The 16,239-nt window shown below is 64.6% G+C and carries 18 protein-coding genes and 2 pseudogenes; 12 read left to right on the top strand and 8 right to left on the bottom strand.

Annotated elements, in window-relative coordinates; genetic code table 11:
- Window positions 1-7: 7 nt before the first annotated feature.
- Window positions 8-1,614: pseudogene (locus AB3L03_RS10685) on the top strand (L,D-transpeptidase).
- Here the strand turns inward: AB3L03_RS10685 and AB3L03_RS10680 are convergent.
- The 3 genes from AB3L03_RS10680 to AB3L03_RS10670 all read right to left on the bottom strand — a co-directional run bounded on the left by AB3L03_RS10680 (window position 1,589) and on the right by AB3L03_RS10670 (window position 4,054).
- Window positions 1,589-2,401, bottom strand: coding sequence for a class I SAM-dependent methyltransferase (locus tag AB3L03_RS10680; protein WP_204513720.1), 813 nt, complete (start codon window positions 2,399-2,401; stop codon window positions 1,589-1,591). The pseudogene AB3L03_RS10685 and the gene AB3L03_RS10680 overlap by 26 nt on opposite strands.
- 101 nt (window positions 2,402-2,502) lie before the next feature.
- Window positions 2,503-3,039 (bottom strand): VOC family protein, encoded by a 537-nt coding sequence (locus AB3L03_RS10675; protein ID WP_247294646.1) that lies wholly within the window; start codon window positions 3,037-3,039, stop codon window positions 2,503-2,505.
- A gap of 25 nt (window positions 3,040-3,064) precedes the next feature.
- Window positions 3,065-4,054, bottom strand: a complete 990-nt coding sequence (locus AB3L03_RS10670) for a tripartite tricarboxylate transporter substrate binding protein (RefSeq protein ID WP_231188860.1) — start codon at window positions 4,052-4,054, stop codon at window positions 3,065-3,067.
- Window positions 4,055-4,172: 118 nt separating this feature from the next.
- Between AB3L03_RS10670 and AB3L03_RS10665 the strand changes: the two genes are divergently transcribed.
- The 6 genes and pseudogenes from AB3L03_RS10665 (at window position 4,173) to AB3L03_RS10640 (ending at window position 9,177) form a co-directional block, all read left to right on the top strand.
- Entirely contained in the window at window positions 4,173-4,874 is a 702-nt protein-coding gene (locus tag AB3L03_RS10665) for a TetR/AcrR family transcriptional regulator (RefSeq protein WP_247294644.1), read from the top strand.
- Window positions 4,852-5,403: a carboxymuconolactone decarboxylase family protein gene (locus AB3L03_RS10660; protein WP_085384392.1), complete on the top strand. Its 552-nt coding sequence runs from the start codon at window positions 4,852-4,854 to the stop codon at window positions 5,401-5,403. The genes AB3L03_RS10665 and AB3L03_RS10660 overlap by 23 nt, the downstream gene beginning before the upstream one ends.
- A gap of 9 nt (window positions 5,404-5,412) precedes the next feature.
- Window positions 5,413-6,257: pseudogene (locus tag AB3L03_RS10655) on the top strand (SDR family NAD(P)-dependent oxidoreductase).
- 73 nt (window positions 6,258-6,330) lie between these two features.
- A complete protein-coding gene (locus AB3L03_RS10650) occupies window positions 6,331-6,912 on the top strand; it encodes a HutD family protein (RefSeq protein WP_368508546.1) in 582 nt (193 codons plus the stop codon).
- Between the two features lie 149 nt (window positions 6,913-7,061).
- The gene (locus AB3L03_RS10645) at window positions 7,062-8,246 is read left to right on the top strand and encodes an adenylate/guanylate cyclase domain-containing protein (RefSeq protein WP_247294641.1); all 1,185 of its coding nucleotides are present in this window, start codon (window positions 7,062-7,064) and stop codon (window positions 8,244-8,246) included.
- A 133-nt stretch (window positions 8,247-8,379) separates the two neighbouring features.
- On the top strand, window positions 8,380-9,177 hold the full coding sequence (locus tag AB3L03_RS10640) for an adenylate/guanylate cyclase domain-containing protein (RefSeq protein ID WP_247294637.1): 798 nt from the start codon (window positions 8,380-8,382) through the stop codon (window positions 9,175-9,177).
- Window positions 9,178-9,192: 15 nt separating this feature from the next.
- Here AB3L03_RS10640 and AB3L03_RS10635 read toward each other — a convergent pair whose 3' ends face one another.
- The 3 genes from AB3L03_RS10635 to AB3L03_RS10625 form a co-directional block, all read right to left on the bottom strand.
- Complete coding sequence (locus AB3L03_RS10635) at window positions 9,193-9,936, bottom strand: enoyl-CoA hydratase-related protein (RefSeq protein ID WP_247372485.1); 744 nt, start codon at window positions 9,934-9,936, stop codon at window positions 9,193-9,195.
- Between the two features lie 302 nt (window positions 9,937-10,238).
- Window positions 10,239-11,240, bottom strand: a complete 1,002-nt coding sequence (locus AB3L03_RS10630; RefSeq protein WP_018455665.1) for an NADP-dependent oxidoreductase — start codon at window positions 11,238-11,240, stop codon at window positions 10,239-10,241.
- Window positions 11,241-11,287: 47 nt separating this feature from the next.
- The gene (locus tag AB3L03_RS10625; protein WP_204513725.1) at window positions 11,288-12,145 is read right to left on the bottom strand and encodes an oxidoreductase; all 858 of its coding nucleotides are present in this window, start codon (window positions 12,143-12,145) and stop codon (window positions 11,288-11,290) included.
- A 115-nt stretch (window positions 12,146-12,260) separates the two neighbouring features.
- On the opposite strand from AB3L03_RS10625, the gene AB3L03_RS10620 reads away from it, so the two are divergent.
- The 5 genes from AB3L03_RS10620 to AB3L03_RS10600 all read left to right on the top strand — a co-directional run bounded on the left by AB3L03_RS10620 (window position 12,261) and on the right by AB3L03_RS10600 (window position 15,314).
- A complete protein-coding gene (locus AB3L03_RS10620) occupies window positions 12,261-12,812 on the top strand; it encodes a TetR/AcrR family transcriptional regulator (RefSeq protein WP_368508545.1) in 552 nt (183 codons plus the stop codon).
- A 120-nt stretch (window positions 12,813-12,932) separates the two neighbouring features.
- The gene (locus AB3L03_RS10615) at window positions 12,933-13,115 is read left to right on the top strand and encodes a hypothetical protein (protein ID WP_018455661.1); all 183 of its coding nucleotides are present in this window, start codon (window positions 12,933-12,935) and stop codon (window positions 13,113-13,115) included.
- A 25-nt stretch (window positions 13,116-13,140) separates the two neighbouring features.
- A complete protein-coding gene (rpoH, locus tag AB3L03_RS10610; RefSeq protein WP_247294624.1) occupies window positions 13,141-14,013 on the top strand; it encodes an RNA polymerase sigma factor RpoH in 873 nt (290 codons plus the stop codon).
- Between the two features lie 365 nt (window positions 14,014-14,378).
- Complete coding sequence (locus tag AB3L03_RS10605; RefSeq protein WP_247294622.1) at window positions 14,379-14,867, top strand: Hsp20/alpha crystallin family protein; 489 nt, start codon at window positions 14,379-14,381, stop codon at window positions 14,865-14,867.
- A 156-nt stretch (window positions 14,868-15,023) separates the two neighbouring features.
- On the top strand, window positions 15,024-15,314 hold the full coding sequence (locus AB3L03_RS10600; RefSeq protein WP_085350348.1) for a hypothetical protein: 291 nt from the start codon (window positions 15,024-15,026) through the stop codon (window positions 15,312-15,314).
- 69 nt (window positions 15,315-15,383) lie between these two features.
- Here the strand turns inward: AB3L03_RS10600 and AB3L03_RS10595 are convergent, their stop codons facing one another.
- Window positions 15,384-15,680, bottom strand: a complete 297-nt coding sequence (locus AB3L03_RS10595; protein ID WP_026232997.1) for a hypothetical protein — start codon at window positions 15,678-15,680, stop codon at window positions 15,384-15,386.
- Window positions 15,681-15,784: 104 nt separating this feature from the next.
- Entirely contained in the window at window positions 15,785-16,018 is a 234-nt protein-coding gene (locus tag AB3L03_RS10590; protein WP_026232996.1) for a hypothetical protein, read from the bottom strand.
- Window positions 16,019-16,239: the final 221 nt, after the last annotated feature.

The following is a 16,239-nucleotide window of genomic DNA, read 5'->3' as shown; positions in this document are numbered from 1 at the left end:
GGATGGCATGAGAAACCTGATGACAACGGCGCAATCCACCGTGGCGATGCGGCGTTGGGGGCCCCCGGAATTGTGACCCTGGCGGCAATGCTCGCCTTTGCGGCCGTGGCTCCGGCCAATGCGGCCAAGCAGGCGCGTCAGCCGGCCGAGGCGGTGGCACCGCGCGAGGCTGGCGAACCGATCATGGCGATCGTGTCGATCAAGAGCCAGCAGGTCACCTTCTACGACGCCGAGGGCTGGATTTTTCGCGCGCCGGTGTCCACCGGCACGACGGGACGCGAGACGCCGGCCGGCGTCTTCGCCATCATCGAGAAGGACAAGGACCACCACTCGACCATGTATGACGACGCCTGGATGCCGAACATGCAGCGCATCACCTGGAACGGCATCGCGCTGCATGGCGGGCCGCTGCCCGGCTACGCCGCTTCGCATGGCTGCGTGCGGATGCCGTTCGGCTTTGCGGAGGGCCTGTTCGACAAGACCAACATCGGGATGCGGGTGATCATCTCGCCGAACGACGCGGCTCCGATCGACATCGTTCATCCCGCACTGTTCATGCCGAAGCGGGACGCCATTGCGGCGGCGCCGGGCCAAATTGGCAGGCTCTCCGGCGAGGCCGAGGAGGCCACAAGGGCGGCCGACGAGGCCAAGAAGGCCGCGACGGCGGCCGCGAAAGAGGCGGCATCGCTGCCGGCCTCGTTGCGCAAGCTGGAACAGCAGAAGACCCGCGCCGACGCCGAGCTCGCCTTCGCCGACAGGCAGCTCGCGGCCGCCAAGACCGATCAGGCCCGCGCCAAGGCCGAGGAGCTGAAGCAGAAGGCCGCCACCAAGGCCGCCGACGCGGCGACGCAGCTCGATGCCGCCAAGAGCGCCGCACAACCGAAGCGCGACGCGGTGGCTGCCACGAAAGAGGCCGCCAAGGCGGCAGCGGCCAGGAAGGCCGATGCCGTGAAGGCCGCGACCGACGCAAAGCTCGCACTCGAGCCGGTCTCGGTCTACATCAGCCGCGCGACGCAGAAGCTCTACGTGCGGCGGAACACGCACAAGCCGGCACCGGACGGCGGCGGCGAGGTGTTCGACACCAGCATCGAGGTTCCCGTCGCGATCCGCAATCCGGATCAGCCGCTCGGCACGCATATCTTCACCGCGATGGCGAAGACCGACACAGGCCTGCGCTGGAGCGTGGTCACGATCGAAGACAGCGACAACGCCAGGAACGCACTCGACCGCATCACCATCCCACAGGAGGTGCTCGATCGCATCGCGCCGACCGCGTTGCCGCGCTCCTCGATCATCATCTCGGACGAGCCGCTGAGCAGCGAGACCAACTACCGCACCGAGTTCGTCGCAGTGCTGAGCAACCAGCCCCAGGGCGGTTTCATCACGCGCAAGCCGACCGCGCCTCCGATGGCCATGGCGAGCGATGACGGCTGGGACAATGGCGGCAACGGTTTCGGCTTCTTCTTCCAGCGCGATCCGAATCCGCAGCCCGTCAATCCGCGCCGGCGCGGCCAGTATCAATATTATCAGCCGGCACAGCCGATGCAGCGGGGGCTTCTGGTAGGAGCGGGCGGATCGAAGCTCGCCACTATCGCCGCGCCTCGATCACGATAGCCTGGATCTTGCCCTCGATCGGTCCGGACCCATGGCGCGTTCGGATCGTCTCGGCAACGATGTCGGTCGCAGCCTGAAGCTTGCTGGCATCGCGCGCCTCGATCTCGCTGCGCAGCGGCGTGCCCTGGCAGAGCGCGATCGCGACGTGCTCGGGCGACGGGGCCCGGCTTATTTCAGCTCGCGTTTCGATCGATATGTCACGGAAGCCTGCGCGTTCGAGGTCGGTTCTGATGACGGCCTTGTCGTGATAGCCGTGCGGCGTCCGGGCCATGAAACGAGGCGGGTCGTCGGGAAACAGCTTTTCGAGCGCGACGGTCGCTTCATGCGTCAGCACATTGTCCTCGATGCGATCCCAGACGTTGAACACGAACGTGCCATTGCCGTTGAGGACGCGCTTCACTTCCCCGTAGGCCTTCACGCGGTCCGGAAAGAACATGGCGCCGAACTGGCAGCAGACCACGTCGAAGGCTGCATCGTCGAAGGGCAGGGCCGAGCCGTCGGCCTGGCGCCACGAGATTCGATCGTCGTCTGCCTGACGCTGCGCCGCGACGGCGAGCATCGGCTCGTTGAGGTCGGTGGCGACATAACGGACACCGCGCGGCAGCGCCGCCGCCACCGCGCGCGTCACGGCGCCGGTGCCTGCCGCGATCTCGAGCAGCACGGAGGGAGACCGGGCCGCGACACGTCTTGCGATGTCGTCGGCGTAAACGGCGAAGATCATCGGCACCAGATATTCGTCGTAAAGCTTCGGGATCGAGCCGGCGAAAACCTTGTCGGTGTTGGACATGCTTGCCTCGCTGAAGTTCGGAGACGAGGCTCACGTTACCATGGATTGCCGTCTACCGCGCCAGCAGCGCGGTGAACCCGGCCGGTTCCTGCCGGCCAGCGTCATCGGCCCCCTCCGACCTCGCGGATCGGCCGCGTGCCGTCCCAGCTCAAAGCAGCCTGCCGGACCTTCTCGAAGAACGGCCCCTTGGTGCCGCTGATGTCGGAGATCTCGATCACGGTGCCTGGATGGGCCTGGGTATCGAAATAGGCAAAGCGCCCCTTGTCGCCGCCGATCTGGCCCTCGTGGCCGATCCTGTAGCCGAGCCCGAGCGCCCTGTCGTAGAGCGCCTGGTAGTCGTGGCTCCAGTAGGACATGTGCTGAAGGCCTTCGTGGCCGGACTCGAGGAACTCCCTGTACAGCGAGGGCGCGTCGTTGCGCTGCTGGATCAGCTCGATCTGGAGATCGCCGGAATTGGCCAGCGCGATGCTCATCTCGACGGCGGAGTTTTCGCCGCGATGGCAAAACCAGTCGGTCTTGACGCGGTCCATGTAGTACCAGGGACCGACGCCCATCACCTCGATCCAGTGCTTCATCGCGGAGTGGATGTCCCGCACCACATAACCGTTCTGGCGTACCGCGCCGAAGATGCGGCTCATGCCCGCGCTCCTCTTGTCAGCTTGATCACTTCAGTTCAATGCCCGCGTCCTTGGCAACCTGCTTCCAGGCCGCGATGTCGCTGGCGTTGATGTCACGCTGCTCGTCGCCCGGCACGAATTGCGGCGTGATGCCAAGCCCCAGCAGCTTCTCCTTCACGTCGGCATCGGCGAGCGCGTCCTTCAGCGCCGCGGACAGCTTTCTTGCGATCGGTTCGGCAAGCCCCGCAGGCGCATACATCGCCCAGGACAGGCTGCGGTCGAACGGCACGCCTTGTTCCTTGTAGCTTGCGACATCCGGCAGGCTCGGCGAGCGTTCGCCGCAGGCGGCCAGCGCCTTGATCGAGCCGTCCTTCACCAGCGGCGTCGCGGTCGCCATGTCGAGTGTCGCCAGCGAGATGTGGCCGCCGAGCAGATCGCCGGCCAGTTTGGCGATGCCGTTGAACGGCACGTGGTCCATCTTGATTCCGGTCTGCTGCATCAGGATTTCCGCGCAGAACTGTCCGGTCGAGCCGACGCCCCAGCTTCCGTACTGGATCGGCTCGCCCTTCCTGGCCAGCGCGATCAGGCCCTTGATGTCGTTGGCGGCAAAATCCTTGGTCGCCACCAGCATGATCGAGGACGTGCCGATGCGCCCGATCGTGGTGAAATCCTTGATCGAATCGTAAGGCAGTTTCGGATAGATCGCCGGCGCCAGCACATGCGTGGTCATGCCGCCTACGGTGATGGTGTAGCCGTCATTCGCCGACGCCGCGACCATCTGGGTGCCGAGCGTGCCGGCAGCCCCGGTGTGGTTCTCGATATAGACGCTCTGTCCGAGCGTCTTGCCCATCCTGTCGCCGAGCAGTCGTCCGATCACGTCGCCGCCGCCACCGGCCGCATAAGGCAGCAGCATCCTGATCTTGTGCGTGGGATAGGCGGCCGGATCCTCGGCCCGCGCAGGCAGCATTGCCGAAAACGTTATGACCAATGACAAAGTTGCGGCGCGCAGCAGACGAAAATGGACGAAGCGCGCCATGACCTGATCTCCCCAGATTGCTCTCCGCTTCTTTTGAGAGCGGAGTTGAAGCGCAAGACCGAACGAGCGATCGTGCCGGCGGTTGACTAGCGAACGATCGTTCGTTAGTCAAGCCCGCATGGCTGTCCACACCACCAGCGCGGCGGAAGCGGCTGCGCCCACGACCCGCGCGCGCATTCTCGCCGAGGCGCTCGATCTGTTCGCGCAGAGCGGCTATGGCGGCGCCTCGATGCGCGAGCTCGCGCGTCGCGTCGGCATTCGCGAGAGCAGCCTCTACAATCACTTCGCCGGCAAGGCCGCGATCCTCGAGGCGATCGTCAGCGAGCACGGCCCGGCCAGCTCGGCGAGCCGGCTGGAAGAGCCGCGCTACAAGCAGCTCGCGCGCCAGCCCGCCGCGTTCTGCCGCCAGTTTGCACTGGATCTCGTCGAGCAATGGTCCGATCCGCGCGAGCACCAGTTCCAGAAAGTGATCACCGCCGAGCGCAACCGCGTGCCCGGCATCCGCGCCAAATTCGCCGATCATTTCTATGCGCGCGAGCAGAGCATGATGACGGATTATTTCCGCGGCTTTGCGCTCGCCGGTCTCGTCTCGACGCCGGACCCACGCGAGACCGCGCGGCTGTTCGCGGCCGGGCTGATCTACATCCGTCTCGAGCATTATGTGATGGGCGCGGCACCGTCGCCGCGGCCGAAGGTGATCGAGGCGATCGACCGCTATCTCGCCTTCTTCCTGTCGCTGATCGCGGCGGATGGCGGGACACAGGACAATAAGAAACGAAAAGCCAAGGGAGAGACTCGTGGCAAGGCTGCCCCTGATTGATCCGGAGACGACGAGCGGCGACATCCGCGCCTCGTTCGACCGCATGCCGGTCAAGCTGAATATTTTCCGCATGATGGCCCATGCCGAGGCCAACATGATCCCGGCGATGCGGCTCGGCAATTCGATCCTGCACAAGCAGAAGCTCAGTGCGGTCCATCGCGAGCTCCTGATCCTTCAGGCCGCCCAGCTCGAAGGCGGTGCCTATGAATGGCGCCAGCACGTGCCGATCGCGCTCGGAATCGGCTGCACGCAAGCACAGATCGATGCGGTCGAGCGGGCCGACTACGATGCCGCCGGCCTGAGCGAGGCCGAGCGCGCGCTGCTGAAATTCGGCCGCGAAGTGGTCGAGCACGTTCGCGTTCCCGAGCTGATCTTCGCCGCCATGCGCGCGCATTTCAGCGACCAGGAGATCGTCGAATCCATCGTCGCGCTCGGCTTCTACATGATGATGGCGCGTGTCACCGAGGCGACCGAGACCGATCTCGACCCGGCAGCCGGCATGAAGGTCTACGACAGCGGCAAGAGATAGGCGGCGCGCATGCGTGAGAATTCCGAGACCAGGCCGGAGCGCTATGTTCTCCCGCCGAGCGCGGAATCGCTGGGCGAAGCGCCGGGCAGGGGACGCCTTGAGAGGCGTCGCATCCTGATCGTCGGCGGTGGCCAGCGTGTTCGACGCCGCCACCGATCCGATCGGCAACGGCCGCGCCATGAGCATTCTTTGCGCGCGAGGGCGCGAAGGTCGCGGTCGCCGATCTCAACCACACCTCCGCGCAGCAGACCGTCAAGCACATCACCGACGAAGGCGGCGAGGGCTTTGCCATCACGGCCGATGTCACCTCTGAATCCGACGTCCAGCGCATGATCGAGGAAGCACATCGCGCCATGGGCGGGCTCGACGGCATGGTCCTCAACATCGGCACCTTCGGCAAGGTCGGCCTCGACGCCGTCAGCCCCGAGGAGTGGAATGCGATCTACGACGTCAACGTTCGCGGTCCGATGCTGTGCTGCCGCGCGGGCCTGCCGAAATTCGGCAACGGCGGATCGATCGTCTTCATCTCCTCCATCGCCGCTCTGAAGGCCGGCTCGCAGATGGCGGTGTATGATTCCTCGAAAGCCGCGCTCGGCGGCCTCATGCGCAACATCGCCCATCTCGGATCGCGCCGCGGCATCCGCGCCAACCTCGTCTATCCCGGTCTCGTCGACACGCCGAACGGTCGCGAGGCCGGCGCCGGCCGCCCCTCGCGCGGCAAGGGTCACGTCCCGTTCGGCCGCCAGGCCACCGCCTGGGAAATCGCCTATGCCGTGCTGTTCTTCCTCTCGGACGAGAGCGTCTACGTCACCGCGCAAACGCTCGCGGTCGATAGCGGCCTGAGCGGGATGTGACGTCGATCCGTAACAGGCTGCGGCTCGACGCGACAGTTTCGCAGGGCCTGCTCATCTGATAAGCCTCAAAGGCATGAAAACCACACTGCTGAAATCCGAAGACTACGCCCGCTCGCCCTGGAAGAACGGCGGCGGCATCTTCACCGATATTGCGGATGCCCATCGCGCTGAATCCGTGAAGGATTGGGACAGCCTGCTCTGGCGCTTCGCGACCACGCCGATTGTGGCGCCGGGGCCATTCTCCCATATGCCCGGCATCGACCGCCTGCAGATGGTGGTCGGCGGACGCGGGCTGGTGCTGAAGTCGCCCACCGAGGAATTCGACGAGCGCGAGCCGTTTACGACGGCGCGCTTCACCGGCGAGCTCGAGATCGTGACCCGGCTCGAGGAAGGGCGAGTCGAGGTGGTGAATTTGATGGGCCGGCGCGGTGCGGTCGCGCTTGAGCTCGAAGCGCTTAAGGAGCCCGGTGAGCGGCGATTGTCCGCCGGCACGCATCTAATTTATGCGGCGCGCGGCGACTGCACTATCCGTCTCGAAGGCACGGATTTTTCGATTTCGCACGAAAACACCTTGAAAGTCGAACTGACGGGGGCATCGACGCTTGCGCTCGTCTCGGGGCTGGCCGTGCTGGGCTCTATCCAGATCGTCGGCTGAACGGCGTTCCAGCCCACCAGAGCGATGCGCACAATCCGTGCAACTGGCTAGGTTGACGCCGTCGCGCCGGAGCACGATATCTGCCCTGATGCAGCCGCCGCCCAAAAGCCAAAGCACGATATGGGCGGCCACGATATGAACGGGCAGATATGACCGCGCCAGAGAACAAATCCGCCACGCTGTCCGACGGCGTCGTCGACTGGTTGATCAACGGCACGCGCGACCAGCGCTTTATCGACAATATCTTTGCCGAGATGTGCATCCGGCTTCAGCAGGCCGGCATTCCGCTGGCGCGCTCAACCCTTCACGTGCTGATCCAGCACCCGCAATGGCTGGGCGCCCGCTTCAGTTGGGCCGACGGCATGCGCGAGGCAGAGATTGCACGGGTCGACCATGACGTCCGCGAGCGGTCTGAATATATCGGCAGTCCCGCCAACGAAATGTTCGACGGCGCGACCGAGTTGCGCGAAAATCTCGAGCAGGACCCAGCGCTCGGCCGCAAGCACGCGCTCTACCGCGAGATGCGCGCGCAGGGCCTCACCGACTATGTGGCTTGGCCGCTCTATCATACGCTCGGCAAGCGCCATCTCGTCACCTTCGCGACCAACCGGCCCGGCGGCTTCGACGACACCCATGTCGCTGCCCTCAAGAACTTGTTGCCTGTGCTGGCGCTGGTCAGCGAGATCCGCGTTAAGAATCGATTGGCGCGAACGCTGCTCGAGACCTATGTCGGCTCCCATGCCGGCGAGCTCATCCTGGCCGGCGCCACGCGGCGCGGTACCGGTACGACGGTGCGCGCCGCGATCATGATCTGCGATCTGCGCGACTTCACCAAGATTTCCGACAATTGGCCGCGCGACGACGTCATCGATCTGCTCAACGATTATTTCGACGCGATGTCGGAGCCGATCGCGCGGCATGGCGGCGAGATCCTGAAATTCATCGGTGACGGCCTGCTCGCCATCTTTCCGCTGAGCGAGCCCAAGGCCTGCGCAAACCTGCTGCATGCCGTGACCGAAGCCAGGCAGGCCATGATCGCGTTGAACGCGCGCAACGACGGCACCGGCCGAGCGCCGCTGAACTACGGCATCGGCGTCCATGTCGGCGACGTCATGTACGGCAATATCGGATCGTCCACCCGGCTCGACTTCACCGTGATCGGTCCCGCCGTCAACATGGCCTCACGCCTCGAAGCCTTGACCAAGCAATTGGGAAAGAAAGTATTGCTGTCACGCGACTTTGCCGAGCTGGTCGAGCGAGAGTTCGAGCTGGAGCATGTCGGAAAATATGAGGTGCGCGGCTTCAGCGATCCGATCGAGCTTTTTGCGTTTTGAAGATGACGGAGGCCCCCGGCTAAGCAGCGGGCGATCATCGAGTCCTGTTGCCAACGCAGGATTGTGTGACTACGCTCGGTGCGAAGCGCAACCAAGCGTTTCGTCCAAGCGTGTCATCGATCGGCCGCAGTACATGCCAAAATTCCTCCGCATCGGAATCCATCAGTCGAACGTATCGGGTTACACGTCGAAGGCGTGGTGTGTCCGGCGCGTTGGCACGGCGATCCTCCTGAAATGGGGCGCCGTGGAAGTCCAGGGCGCGGGTGACGGACGAAAGGTCTACTGGACGCGTCTGCCGCAGCAGAAGACAGTTCGCTGCGGCAGCGCGCAGCGTGCCCAGGATTACGCCAAGGCCGCGATCGCGCGGCGCCGCAATCATCGCTATGAACCGCTGACCGGCGCGATCGTGCTCCGGCGCCGACCGGCCGCAGGCAACACCGAGCTCAAGCGGGCGCTTGCCACGATCCTGATCGTCGATATCGTCGGCTCCACCGCAAAAGCCGCAAAGCTCGGCGATGTCCGCTGGACCAAGATCATGGGCCATTATTACGCGGCGGTCCGCAAGGAGCTGAAGAGCTCGCGCGGCAAGGAAGTCACGACGACGGGCGACGGCGTGCTGGCGACGTTCAAGACGCCGGCCGCCGGAATCAATTGCGCGACCGCGATCCAGAAGGCCGTGCGTACGCTCGGCCTCGAGATCAGGGTCGGCCTGCATGCCGGCGAATACACCGTGAGCGGCACTGAGGCGGTCGGCCTGGCCTTCCACATCGGCACCCGCGTCGCCGCAAAGGCGAGCGCCGGCGAGGTGCTGGTGTCGAGCGCGGTGAAGGAGCTGATGGCGTCGCAGTCGGCGATCAACCTGAAAGATCACGGCATTCACCGGCTCAAGGGCGTGCCGGAAAAATGGAGACTCTATAGAGTGGAGGGGTGAGAGTGGGTGAAGCTCTCACCGTCCTTCGTAAACGGGTGGACGCTTCTGTGCCTCGGCATCCCGCCCTTCCTGGAAGTCCCTGGTCGTGAGCAGCGCACGATATTGGTCGCCAAGTTGGGCAAGCGCGGCCTCGGGGTCTTCGAGCGCAAGGTGCGAGGACGCAATCGAGGTCTTGATGCCGAGGGGAGCGCATGCGGCGATCTTCTCGGCGATCTCGACGGCCTTCGCGCGAGCGGCGTCGCGGTTTGTTGCCACCTCCTGAACCGTTCCCATCCGGAGCGCTTCGTTCGCATCCCAATGATCGCCCGTCAGAATGAACCGCATGGCATTTCCCCAGCCGGCTTCTCGTGGGAAGCGAACGGTTGAGCCGCCGCCGGGAAAGCGGCCGTGCGTGTTCTCGTCCTGGCCGAAATCCGTGTCTTCCGATGCTATGCGGATGTCCGCAACGAGGAAGATTTCGTGCGCCATATTCCAGGTATCGCCATGCACCGCGACAATCAGCGGCTTGGTGAGCGCCGGTTTGGTCCGCCCGAGAGGGTCGATGAAGCCGGGTCCCTCCATCATCGTCTTTCCCGATTGAGCAAATGCCTTGTAAGCGTCGACATCGACACCTCTGGAGAAGCGTTCGCCGTAGCCGAACAGAACCGCTGCACGCAGCGAGGGATCTCGATCGTACTGGTAGTAGGCTCTCGCCAGGCTCTCTGTCGCCTCCGGGTCCAGCCGATTGTCGATGCCAGGCCGGTTGATGCCGATCAGCACGATGTGGCCTTTGCGCTCGATGGTGATCTTCGTCCGCTCACCGTACGGAATGTCCGCCATCGGCGCGGACTCGTCAGATTGTGACATCATGGATTCTGTCTTCCCGTGCTGATGAGAGCGCTGCAGCGATGATGTGGTATCATGCAGAAGATTGCATCAGGCCCGACATGGGCGATCGTGCGTATCGGAAAACGCATCTGCGTTTTCGAAACGACGATGAGCGAGGGTGTGGGCTCAAGAGCGTGTCGGAGCGGTGGCGGGGTGGGGACTGAGGCGATTGCGCGCGGGGCGGATCCACGCCCTCATCTCATCTGGACGACGATTTTCCCCCTGGCTCGTCCCTTTTCGAGATAGGCCAGCGCGTCTTTCGCCTGTTCGAACGGAAAGACCTTGTCGATCACCGGCCGGATACGCTCCGCCTTGAGAAGCTCGCCGATCTCGGCGAGTTGCCTGCCGTCCGGGTGCACGAACACGAACGAATACTCCGCGCCGATCTTGCCGGCGCGGCGAATGATCTTGCGGCTCAGCCATCCGAACAGGAACACCATGACGACGTTCATCCCGCGGTCGCGCGCGAACGCGGCGTCCGGCGGCCCGACCAGCGAGGCAATCCTGCTCCCCCGCTTCAGGATCCGAAGCGATGTCTCGACCGCATCGCCCCTGAGCGTGCCCAGCACCGCGTCGTAGTCCCGCAGCACTTCCTCGAATTGCTGGGTCTTGTAGTCGATCACCTCGTCAGCCCCGAGGCTGCGCACCAGATCGATATTTCCAGTGCTGGTCGTCGTCCCCACTTTGGCGCCGAAATATTTCGCGAGCTGGATCGCGAACGTGCCGATCCCGCCGGCGCCGGCGGGGATGAAGACTTTCTGGCCGGGTTTGAGACGTATGCGCTCCCTAAGAGCTTGCCACGATGTCAGGCCGACCATCGGGATCGAGGCCGCGTGCACGAAGTCCAGGTTCGGCGGCTTGAGCGCGGCGGCATCCTCCGGCACGGTCGCGAATTCGGCGAGAGCGCCTGTGCCGAGATCAAAGATGCTGGCGAAGACGGCGTCGCCCGGCTTGAAGCGGGTCACGCGGCTTCCGACCTCGACGACGACGCCCGCCAGGTCGCTGCCCAGCGTGGCCGGCAGTTCAAACTTCAGGATCGGCTTGAACGTTCCCTTCGGAATCATGTTGTCGATCGGGTTCAACCCCGCGGCATGAACCTGGACCAGGATTTCGTTCGGCTTCGGCGTCGGCCGCGGGATATCGGCCAACGCGATCTGGTCCGGCTTGCCGTAGCGCTTGAACACGAGGGCTCTCATTTTTTCTCTCGGTCCGAAGGTTCTTCGCACTGGCAAGATTGCGGCCCTCAGAAAGCCCGCGCGGTGCGGGCGGGCTGCAGCGCCGCCGTCGCATCCAGCCGCAAATCCTTTCGGATTCCGGCATCCACCAGGGCTGCGGGCGCGAACCGGCGCAGAAATCGCAGGCGCTTCGCAAGGCTGCCGGCCGCGTATTTGAGTTGCGGGCGCACCGCGCTCGCGGCCTTCAGCACGGCATCGGCCACGACGCCGGGCTGTTCGGCCGTCGCCATCACCTCGTTCACCCGCTTGGTCACGCCGGCGCGCGCCTCGCGATATTCGTCGAGCGTGGCGTCGGGCTCCATGAAGTTCGCGTCGAACGGCGTCTTGGTGTAGGCGGGCTCGACTACGGAGACCCGGATGCCCCGCGTGCGCAGTTCATGGTCGAGCGATTCCGAATAGCCTGCCACGGCGTGCTTGGTCGCGGCATAGAGCGCGCCGTAAGGCATCGGCAGAAAGCCGAGCACTGAGCCGATGTTGATGATGCGGCCGCTTCCATGGCGCCGCATGTGCGGCACGACGGCGCGCGTCATCCGGATCAGGCCGAAGAAGTTCGTCTCGAAAATCGCGCGCGCCTGCTCCATCGAGCTCTCTTCCGCGCCGGCAGGGGCAACGCCGAAGCCGGCGTTGTTGACGAGCAGGTCGATGCGACCCTCGCGCCGGATCACTTCGCCGACGGCGGCTTCCACCGATGCATCGCTGGTGACGTCGAGAGCCAGCATCTCGAATGCCTGCTTGCCCGCCTGCGCGCCCCGCCTGCTGGTGCCGAACACCTTGTAGCCGGCGTTCGCGAGTCGCTCCGCCGTCGCCTGGCCGATGCCTGAGGAGGCGCCGGTCACTAGCGCGATCTTCGGTGTAATCCTGTTCATAATGCCTCTCCGACGCCACTACCGGGCCTGAAATCGTTTGATTACGATCGTAACTATTGATATACATGACGATCGTAATTATAAAAGTCAAGCCCCGCCTCTAAGGATCGGTCCCATGCGCGTCTCAAAGGAACAGGCCGCCAAAAATCGCGAGCATATTCTCGAGACTGCCTCGCGCCTGCTGCGGGAGCGCGGCATCGCCGGCGTCGGTGTCGACGCACTCGCCGAGGCGGCCGGGATGACGCACGGCAGCCTCTACAGCCAGTTCGGCTCCAAGGAGCGGCTGGTCGAGGAGGCGGTGGCCCATGCGATCGACGCCAAGGGTCAGGAATTCCCCGAGGCCTTCGAGCTCGAGGACTATGTTTCGCACTATCTCTCGCCGGGGCATCGCGACGATCCCGCCGCCGGCTGCCCCTTCGCTGCGCTCGCCTGTGAAGTGTCACGTCAAAGCGGCGGCCTGAAGCAGCGTTTCACCGCCGGCGTGCGCGGCGTGATCGGCTTGCTGAGCAGCCGAATGGACACCGATCTGAAGCCACGCCAGCGCGAGGACAAGGCGCTCGCCGCCGCCGCCTCCATGGTGGGAGCCCTCGTGCTTGCCCGCGCCGTGGACGATCCCAAGCTGTCGGACGATATTCTTCGCGCGACGAGGAATTCGCTGGCGGGGTGAGGCCGCGTCCCGGCGGGGCGCCGAAAGTCCGGAACAAAATTCCGGTGACGACGTTCGACGTCGCGGACAGCCAAAAGCGATGGCTGCCGATCTTCGACATCGACATACTTTCGAACGCGCATGGATGACTACAGCGATCTGGTGCTCGGCATGTTGGCCCTGGCCGTCGCTGCCCTCCTGTTGGTGGCGGGCGAGCTCTATCTCGTGACCCGGCCAGAGCCGCCGCAAACTCACGCGCCGGCCCCACCGGTCGTTACATCGTCGGCCGAAACCATTTTTTGTCATGTCGATTTTGGAGCGTAAGCAGACCAACTCGAAGAGGTGGGCAATGGGAAGCACTGCAACTGTTCCGATGCTGTCGTCTGAGGGCGGATTGACACATTACCTGGCGGAAATTCGCAAGTTTCCGATGCTGCGGCCCGATCAGGAAATCGCCTACGCCAAGCGATGGCGCGAGCACGGCGACCGCGAGGCAGCCTATCATCTCGTCACAAGCCATCTGCGGCTCGTTGCCAGGATTGCGATGGGATATCGCGGCTACGGCCTGCCGGTTGCGGACATCATTTCCGAAGGAAACGTCGGCCTGATGCACGCCGTCAAGCGCTTCGAGCCGGAGCGCGGCTTTCGGCTCGCGACCTACGCGATGTGGTGGATCAAGGCGTCGATCCAGGAATACATCCTGCGGTCCTGGTCGCTGGTCAGGATTGCCAACAGCGGGGCGCAGAAGAAGCTGTTCTTCAAGCTTCGCCGGACCAAGGCGGAAATTTCCGCCCTGGAGGATGGTGATCTCCGCCCCGAGCACGCCAGCCGGATCGCGCGGCGGCTCGGCGTGCAGGAGAACGACGTCATCGAGATGAACCGGCGCCTCGGCGGCGACCTGTCGCTCAATGCCTTGGTGCGCGACGCCGACGGCGGCGAAGTCCAGGACTGGCTCGTCGACCCCGCGTCCAGTCCTGAAGCCGCGTACGCCGAGCAGGAAGAAACCAGACGGAGGCGTGAAGCCCTCGCCGGCGCCATGGGCGTCCTCAAGCCGCGCGAGCGCGACATTCTCGAGGCGCGCTGGCTCTCCGAGCCGCCGCTGAGACTTGAGCAGCTCGCGGCACGGTATGGCGTTTCACGCGAGCGGGTGCGGCAGATCGAAATGCGCGCGTTCGAAAAGGTTCGGGCTGCTATCGCCGGACGCCTGGCAGCCGGCTCTTGAAACCAAATCGGCGCCTCCTAATTCTTTTGGCAGCCGCATGCGAGTGCGGTGCCGGACGCCAAAGCAGGGTCCGGCAAGGCCATCGGGGCTCGCCCCGGTGATGCTCTTAATCCATGTTGCTCACAGGAGGATGTGGTTATGAGAACCGACGATATGTCTCCCCTCTGGCGTTCGACCATCGGTTTCGACCGCCGTTCCGCCGCGTCGCATCGCGATCGATGCTGCCGGCAATGCCGATCCGAAATCGAGCACAAGCAGGCGGCCTGACGAGTTGATCGTCCGGGCTTTGCAGCGCGTGCGTGGCCCTCGCCGCGCGCCGAGCTGCGCCAATCGACAATCAAGACAAGAGATAAGGAGAAACGACAATGGCACTACGCGATCTCATTCCGTGGAACAACGGCTCACGCAATATGGCCGTTCAGCGCGGCGAAGCCGGCAACCCGCTGCTTGCGCTTCATCGTGAGATGAACCGGCTGTTCGACGACGCCTTCCGCAGCTTTGATCTCAGTCCGTTCGGCTCCTCGACCGCAATGGGCTGGCCGAACGTCGAACTCGACGAGAGCGACAAGGAAGTCAAGGTCGTCGCCGAGCTTCCCGGTCTCGAAAAGGACGTCAACGTCGAGCTTGCAAACGGCGTGCTGACGATCAGCGGCGAGAAGAAGAGCGAAACGGAAGACAAGGAGCGTCTCTTCAGCGAGCGTTACTATGGCCGTTTCGTGCGGCGCATTCCGGTCGATGACGTCGACCAGGACAAGGTCGCGGCTTCCTTCAACAACGGCGTTCTCACCGTCACCCTGCCGAAGTCACCGGCGGCACAACAGAAGGTGAGGCGCATCGCGATCAACGGCAAGTAAGCATGAAGCGGCGGGCGGGTGCCGCCGCTCTCGCCCGCGCGCGGCCGGCGGCCGCATTCGCGTCCGTCGGCTCGCTGCAAAATTTTCCGGAACGCTCGGAAACTTCAATTCCGGTCTGGCGTTTTGCGGTCGGTTTCCAAGTTCTGGGAGTCGCATATGAAGAAACTTGCTTTGGTCCTGACGATGATCTCGGCCCTGTTCGTGGCGGCGGCCTCGCCGGCGCAAGCCCATGGCTGGCGCGGCGGCTGGCACGGCCATTGGGGCGGTCCCGGCATCGGCTTCGGTCTTGTTGCCGGTGCGCTTGCGGCGGGGCTGGCGGCCGATGCCTATTATGGCCCGCGCTACTATGGCCCGCCCTACGGCTATTATGGACCGCGCGTCGTGCGGCGGGCCTATTATGTGCCTTACGCCTACGCTCCACCGCCCTATTGGGATCCCTGGTGGTGACGAGACAAGGCCCGGATCATCATCCGGGCCTTTTGCGTGAGGGCAATCGGTCAGCGGTTCGCGGCGCGCCTATTTGCGGTTCGCTCCCGTCGAGCCTGAGCCCGGCATGGCCTGCTGACCGCCCTGGGTTTGCCTGGTGTCGTTGTCGCCTGGCCGGGTCGTGGAGGACTTGGCCGGTGCGTTCGCGCCGCCGCCATTGTTGTCCGATGACGTGTTGAGGCCGGAGGCTCCCGCTCCCGTCGTGCCGCCGGTGCCTGAGGAGTCGATGCTCGACCCGGTCCTGGACGCACCCGCGCCGCCTTGCGCGAATGCGGAAGAGGGGAATGCGAGAGCCGCAACGAGCCCTGCGAGAACCAGCTTTTTCATGTCCGCTCCTGTGCTTGACGTCGTCACATGCCGTGCCGAGGCAAAGATCTCGGCACGCACCTGTTCCTGGGCGGGAGCGGAAATCCCGCGACAGCGACGATGAGTCATCCCGAGCTCATCGCACGCGGGGCGATCCGTTCCTGCGCCTGCGGCGTCAACTCGTAGCGATCGCCGGCTTTCACCAGCCAGCCCGCCTCGATCATGCGTCGCGTCATGCCCGCGCTGCACAGCGGGTGGCTGCCGCCGGGATGAAACAGCGCGCCCTCGCGTTCGATCAGGTAGCCGTAGAGCCGCGCCTGTCGAAGCGGGTTTTGCATCCCTGGTGTGGGCGCCTCCATGGTCTCTCGCGCAGTCCTCCAAGACGGCCTGAGATGCCGGGCCGATCCCCCGTCAGGCGGCCCCGGCCTGTGGCCCGGGGGCGGGGCTTCGAGCCGAGGCCGCCATTGCCGGAATCGCAAGGACCCGGCGCGGCCCAATACGCAACGGCCCCAGGTCGTTCCAACGACGTCGTTCCTGCGAGCTCGGTCCTACAAACTATCCGTTGCTCTTTCCGGATGGG

The sequence above is a fragment of the Bradyrhizobium lupini genome, from assembly GCF_040939785.1.
In the GTDB taxonomy this organism is placed as follows: Bacteria; Pseudomonadota; Alphaproteobacteria; order Rhizobiales; family Xanthobacteraceae; genus Bradyrhizobium; species Bradyrhizobium canariense_D.
The sequence above is the reverse complement of the archived record's forward strand: the minus strand, read 5'-3'. Positions and strand labels throughout refer to the sequence as shown.

Coding starts and splice junctions, on each gene's coding strand:
- AB3L03_RS10595 (WP_026232997.1), bottom strand. CDS start 15,680: ATGAAAAAGCTGGTTCTCGCAGGGCTCGTTGCGGCTCTCGCATTCCCC.
- AB3L03_RS10665 (WP_247294644.1), top strand. CDS start 4,173: ATGGCTGTCCACACCACCAGCGCGGCGGAAGCGGCTGCGCCCACGACC.
- AB3L03_RS10600 (WP_085350348.1), top strand. CDS start 15,024: ATGAAGAAACTTGCTTTGGTCCTGACGATGATCTCGGCCCTGTTCGTG.
- AB3L03_RS10680 (WP_204513720.1), bottom strand. CDS start 2,401: ATGTCCAACACCGACAAGGTTTTCGCCGGCTCGATCCCGAAGCTTTAC.
- AB3L03_RS10615 (WP_018455661.1), top strand. CDS start 12,933: ATGGATGACTACAGCGATCTGGTGCTCGGCATGTTGGCCCTGGCCGTC.
- AB3L03_RS10620 (WP_368508545.1), top strand. CDS start 12,261: ATGCGCGTCTCAAAGGAACAGGCCGCCAAAAATCGCGAGCATATTCTC.
- AB3L03_RS10650 (WP_368508546.1), top strand. CDS start 6,331: ATGAAAACCACACTGCTGAAATCCGAAGACTACGCCCGCTCGCCCTGG.
- AB3L03_RS10630 (WP_018455665.1), bottom strand. CDS start 11,240: ATGAGAGCCCTCGTGTTCAAGCGCTACGGCAAGCCGGACCAGATCGCG.
- AB3L03_RS10640 (WP_247294637.1), top strand. CDS start 8,380: ATGCCAAAATTCCTCCGCATCGGAATCCATCAGTCGAACGTATCGGGT.
- rpoH (WP_247294624.1), top strand. CDS start 13,141: ATGGGAAGCACTGCAACTGTTCCGATGCTGTCGTCTGAGGGCGGATTG.
- AB3L03_RS10645 (WP_247294641.1), top strand. CDS start 7,062: ATGACCGCGCCAGAGAACAAATCCGCCACGCTGTCCGACGGCGTCGTC.
- AB3L03_RS10675 (WP_247294646.1), bottom strand. CDS start 3,039: ATGAGCCGCATCTTCGGCGCGGTACGCCAGAACGGTTATGTGGTGCGG.
- AB3L03_RS10625 (WP_204513725.1), bottom strand. CDS start 12,145: ATGAACAGGATTACACCGAAGATCGCGCTAGTGACCGGCGCCTCCTCA.
- AB3L03_RS10605 (WP_247294622.1), top strand. CDS start 14,379: ATGGCACTACGCGATCTCATTCCGTGGAACAACGGCTCACGCAATATG.
- AB3L03_RS10670 (WP_231188860.1), bottom strand. CDS start 4,054: ATGGCGCGCTTCGTCCATTTTCGTCTGCTGCGCGCCGCAACTTTGTCA.
- AB3L03_RS10590 (WP_026232996.1), bottom strand. CDS start 16,018: ATGGAGGCGCCCACACCAGGGATGCAAAACCCGCTTCGACAGGCGCGG.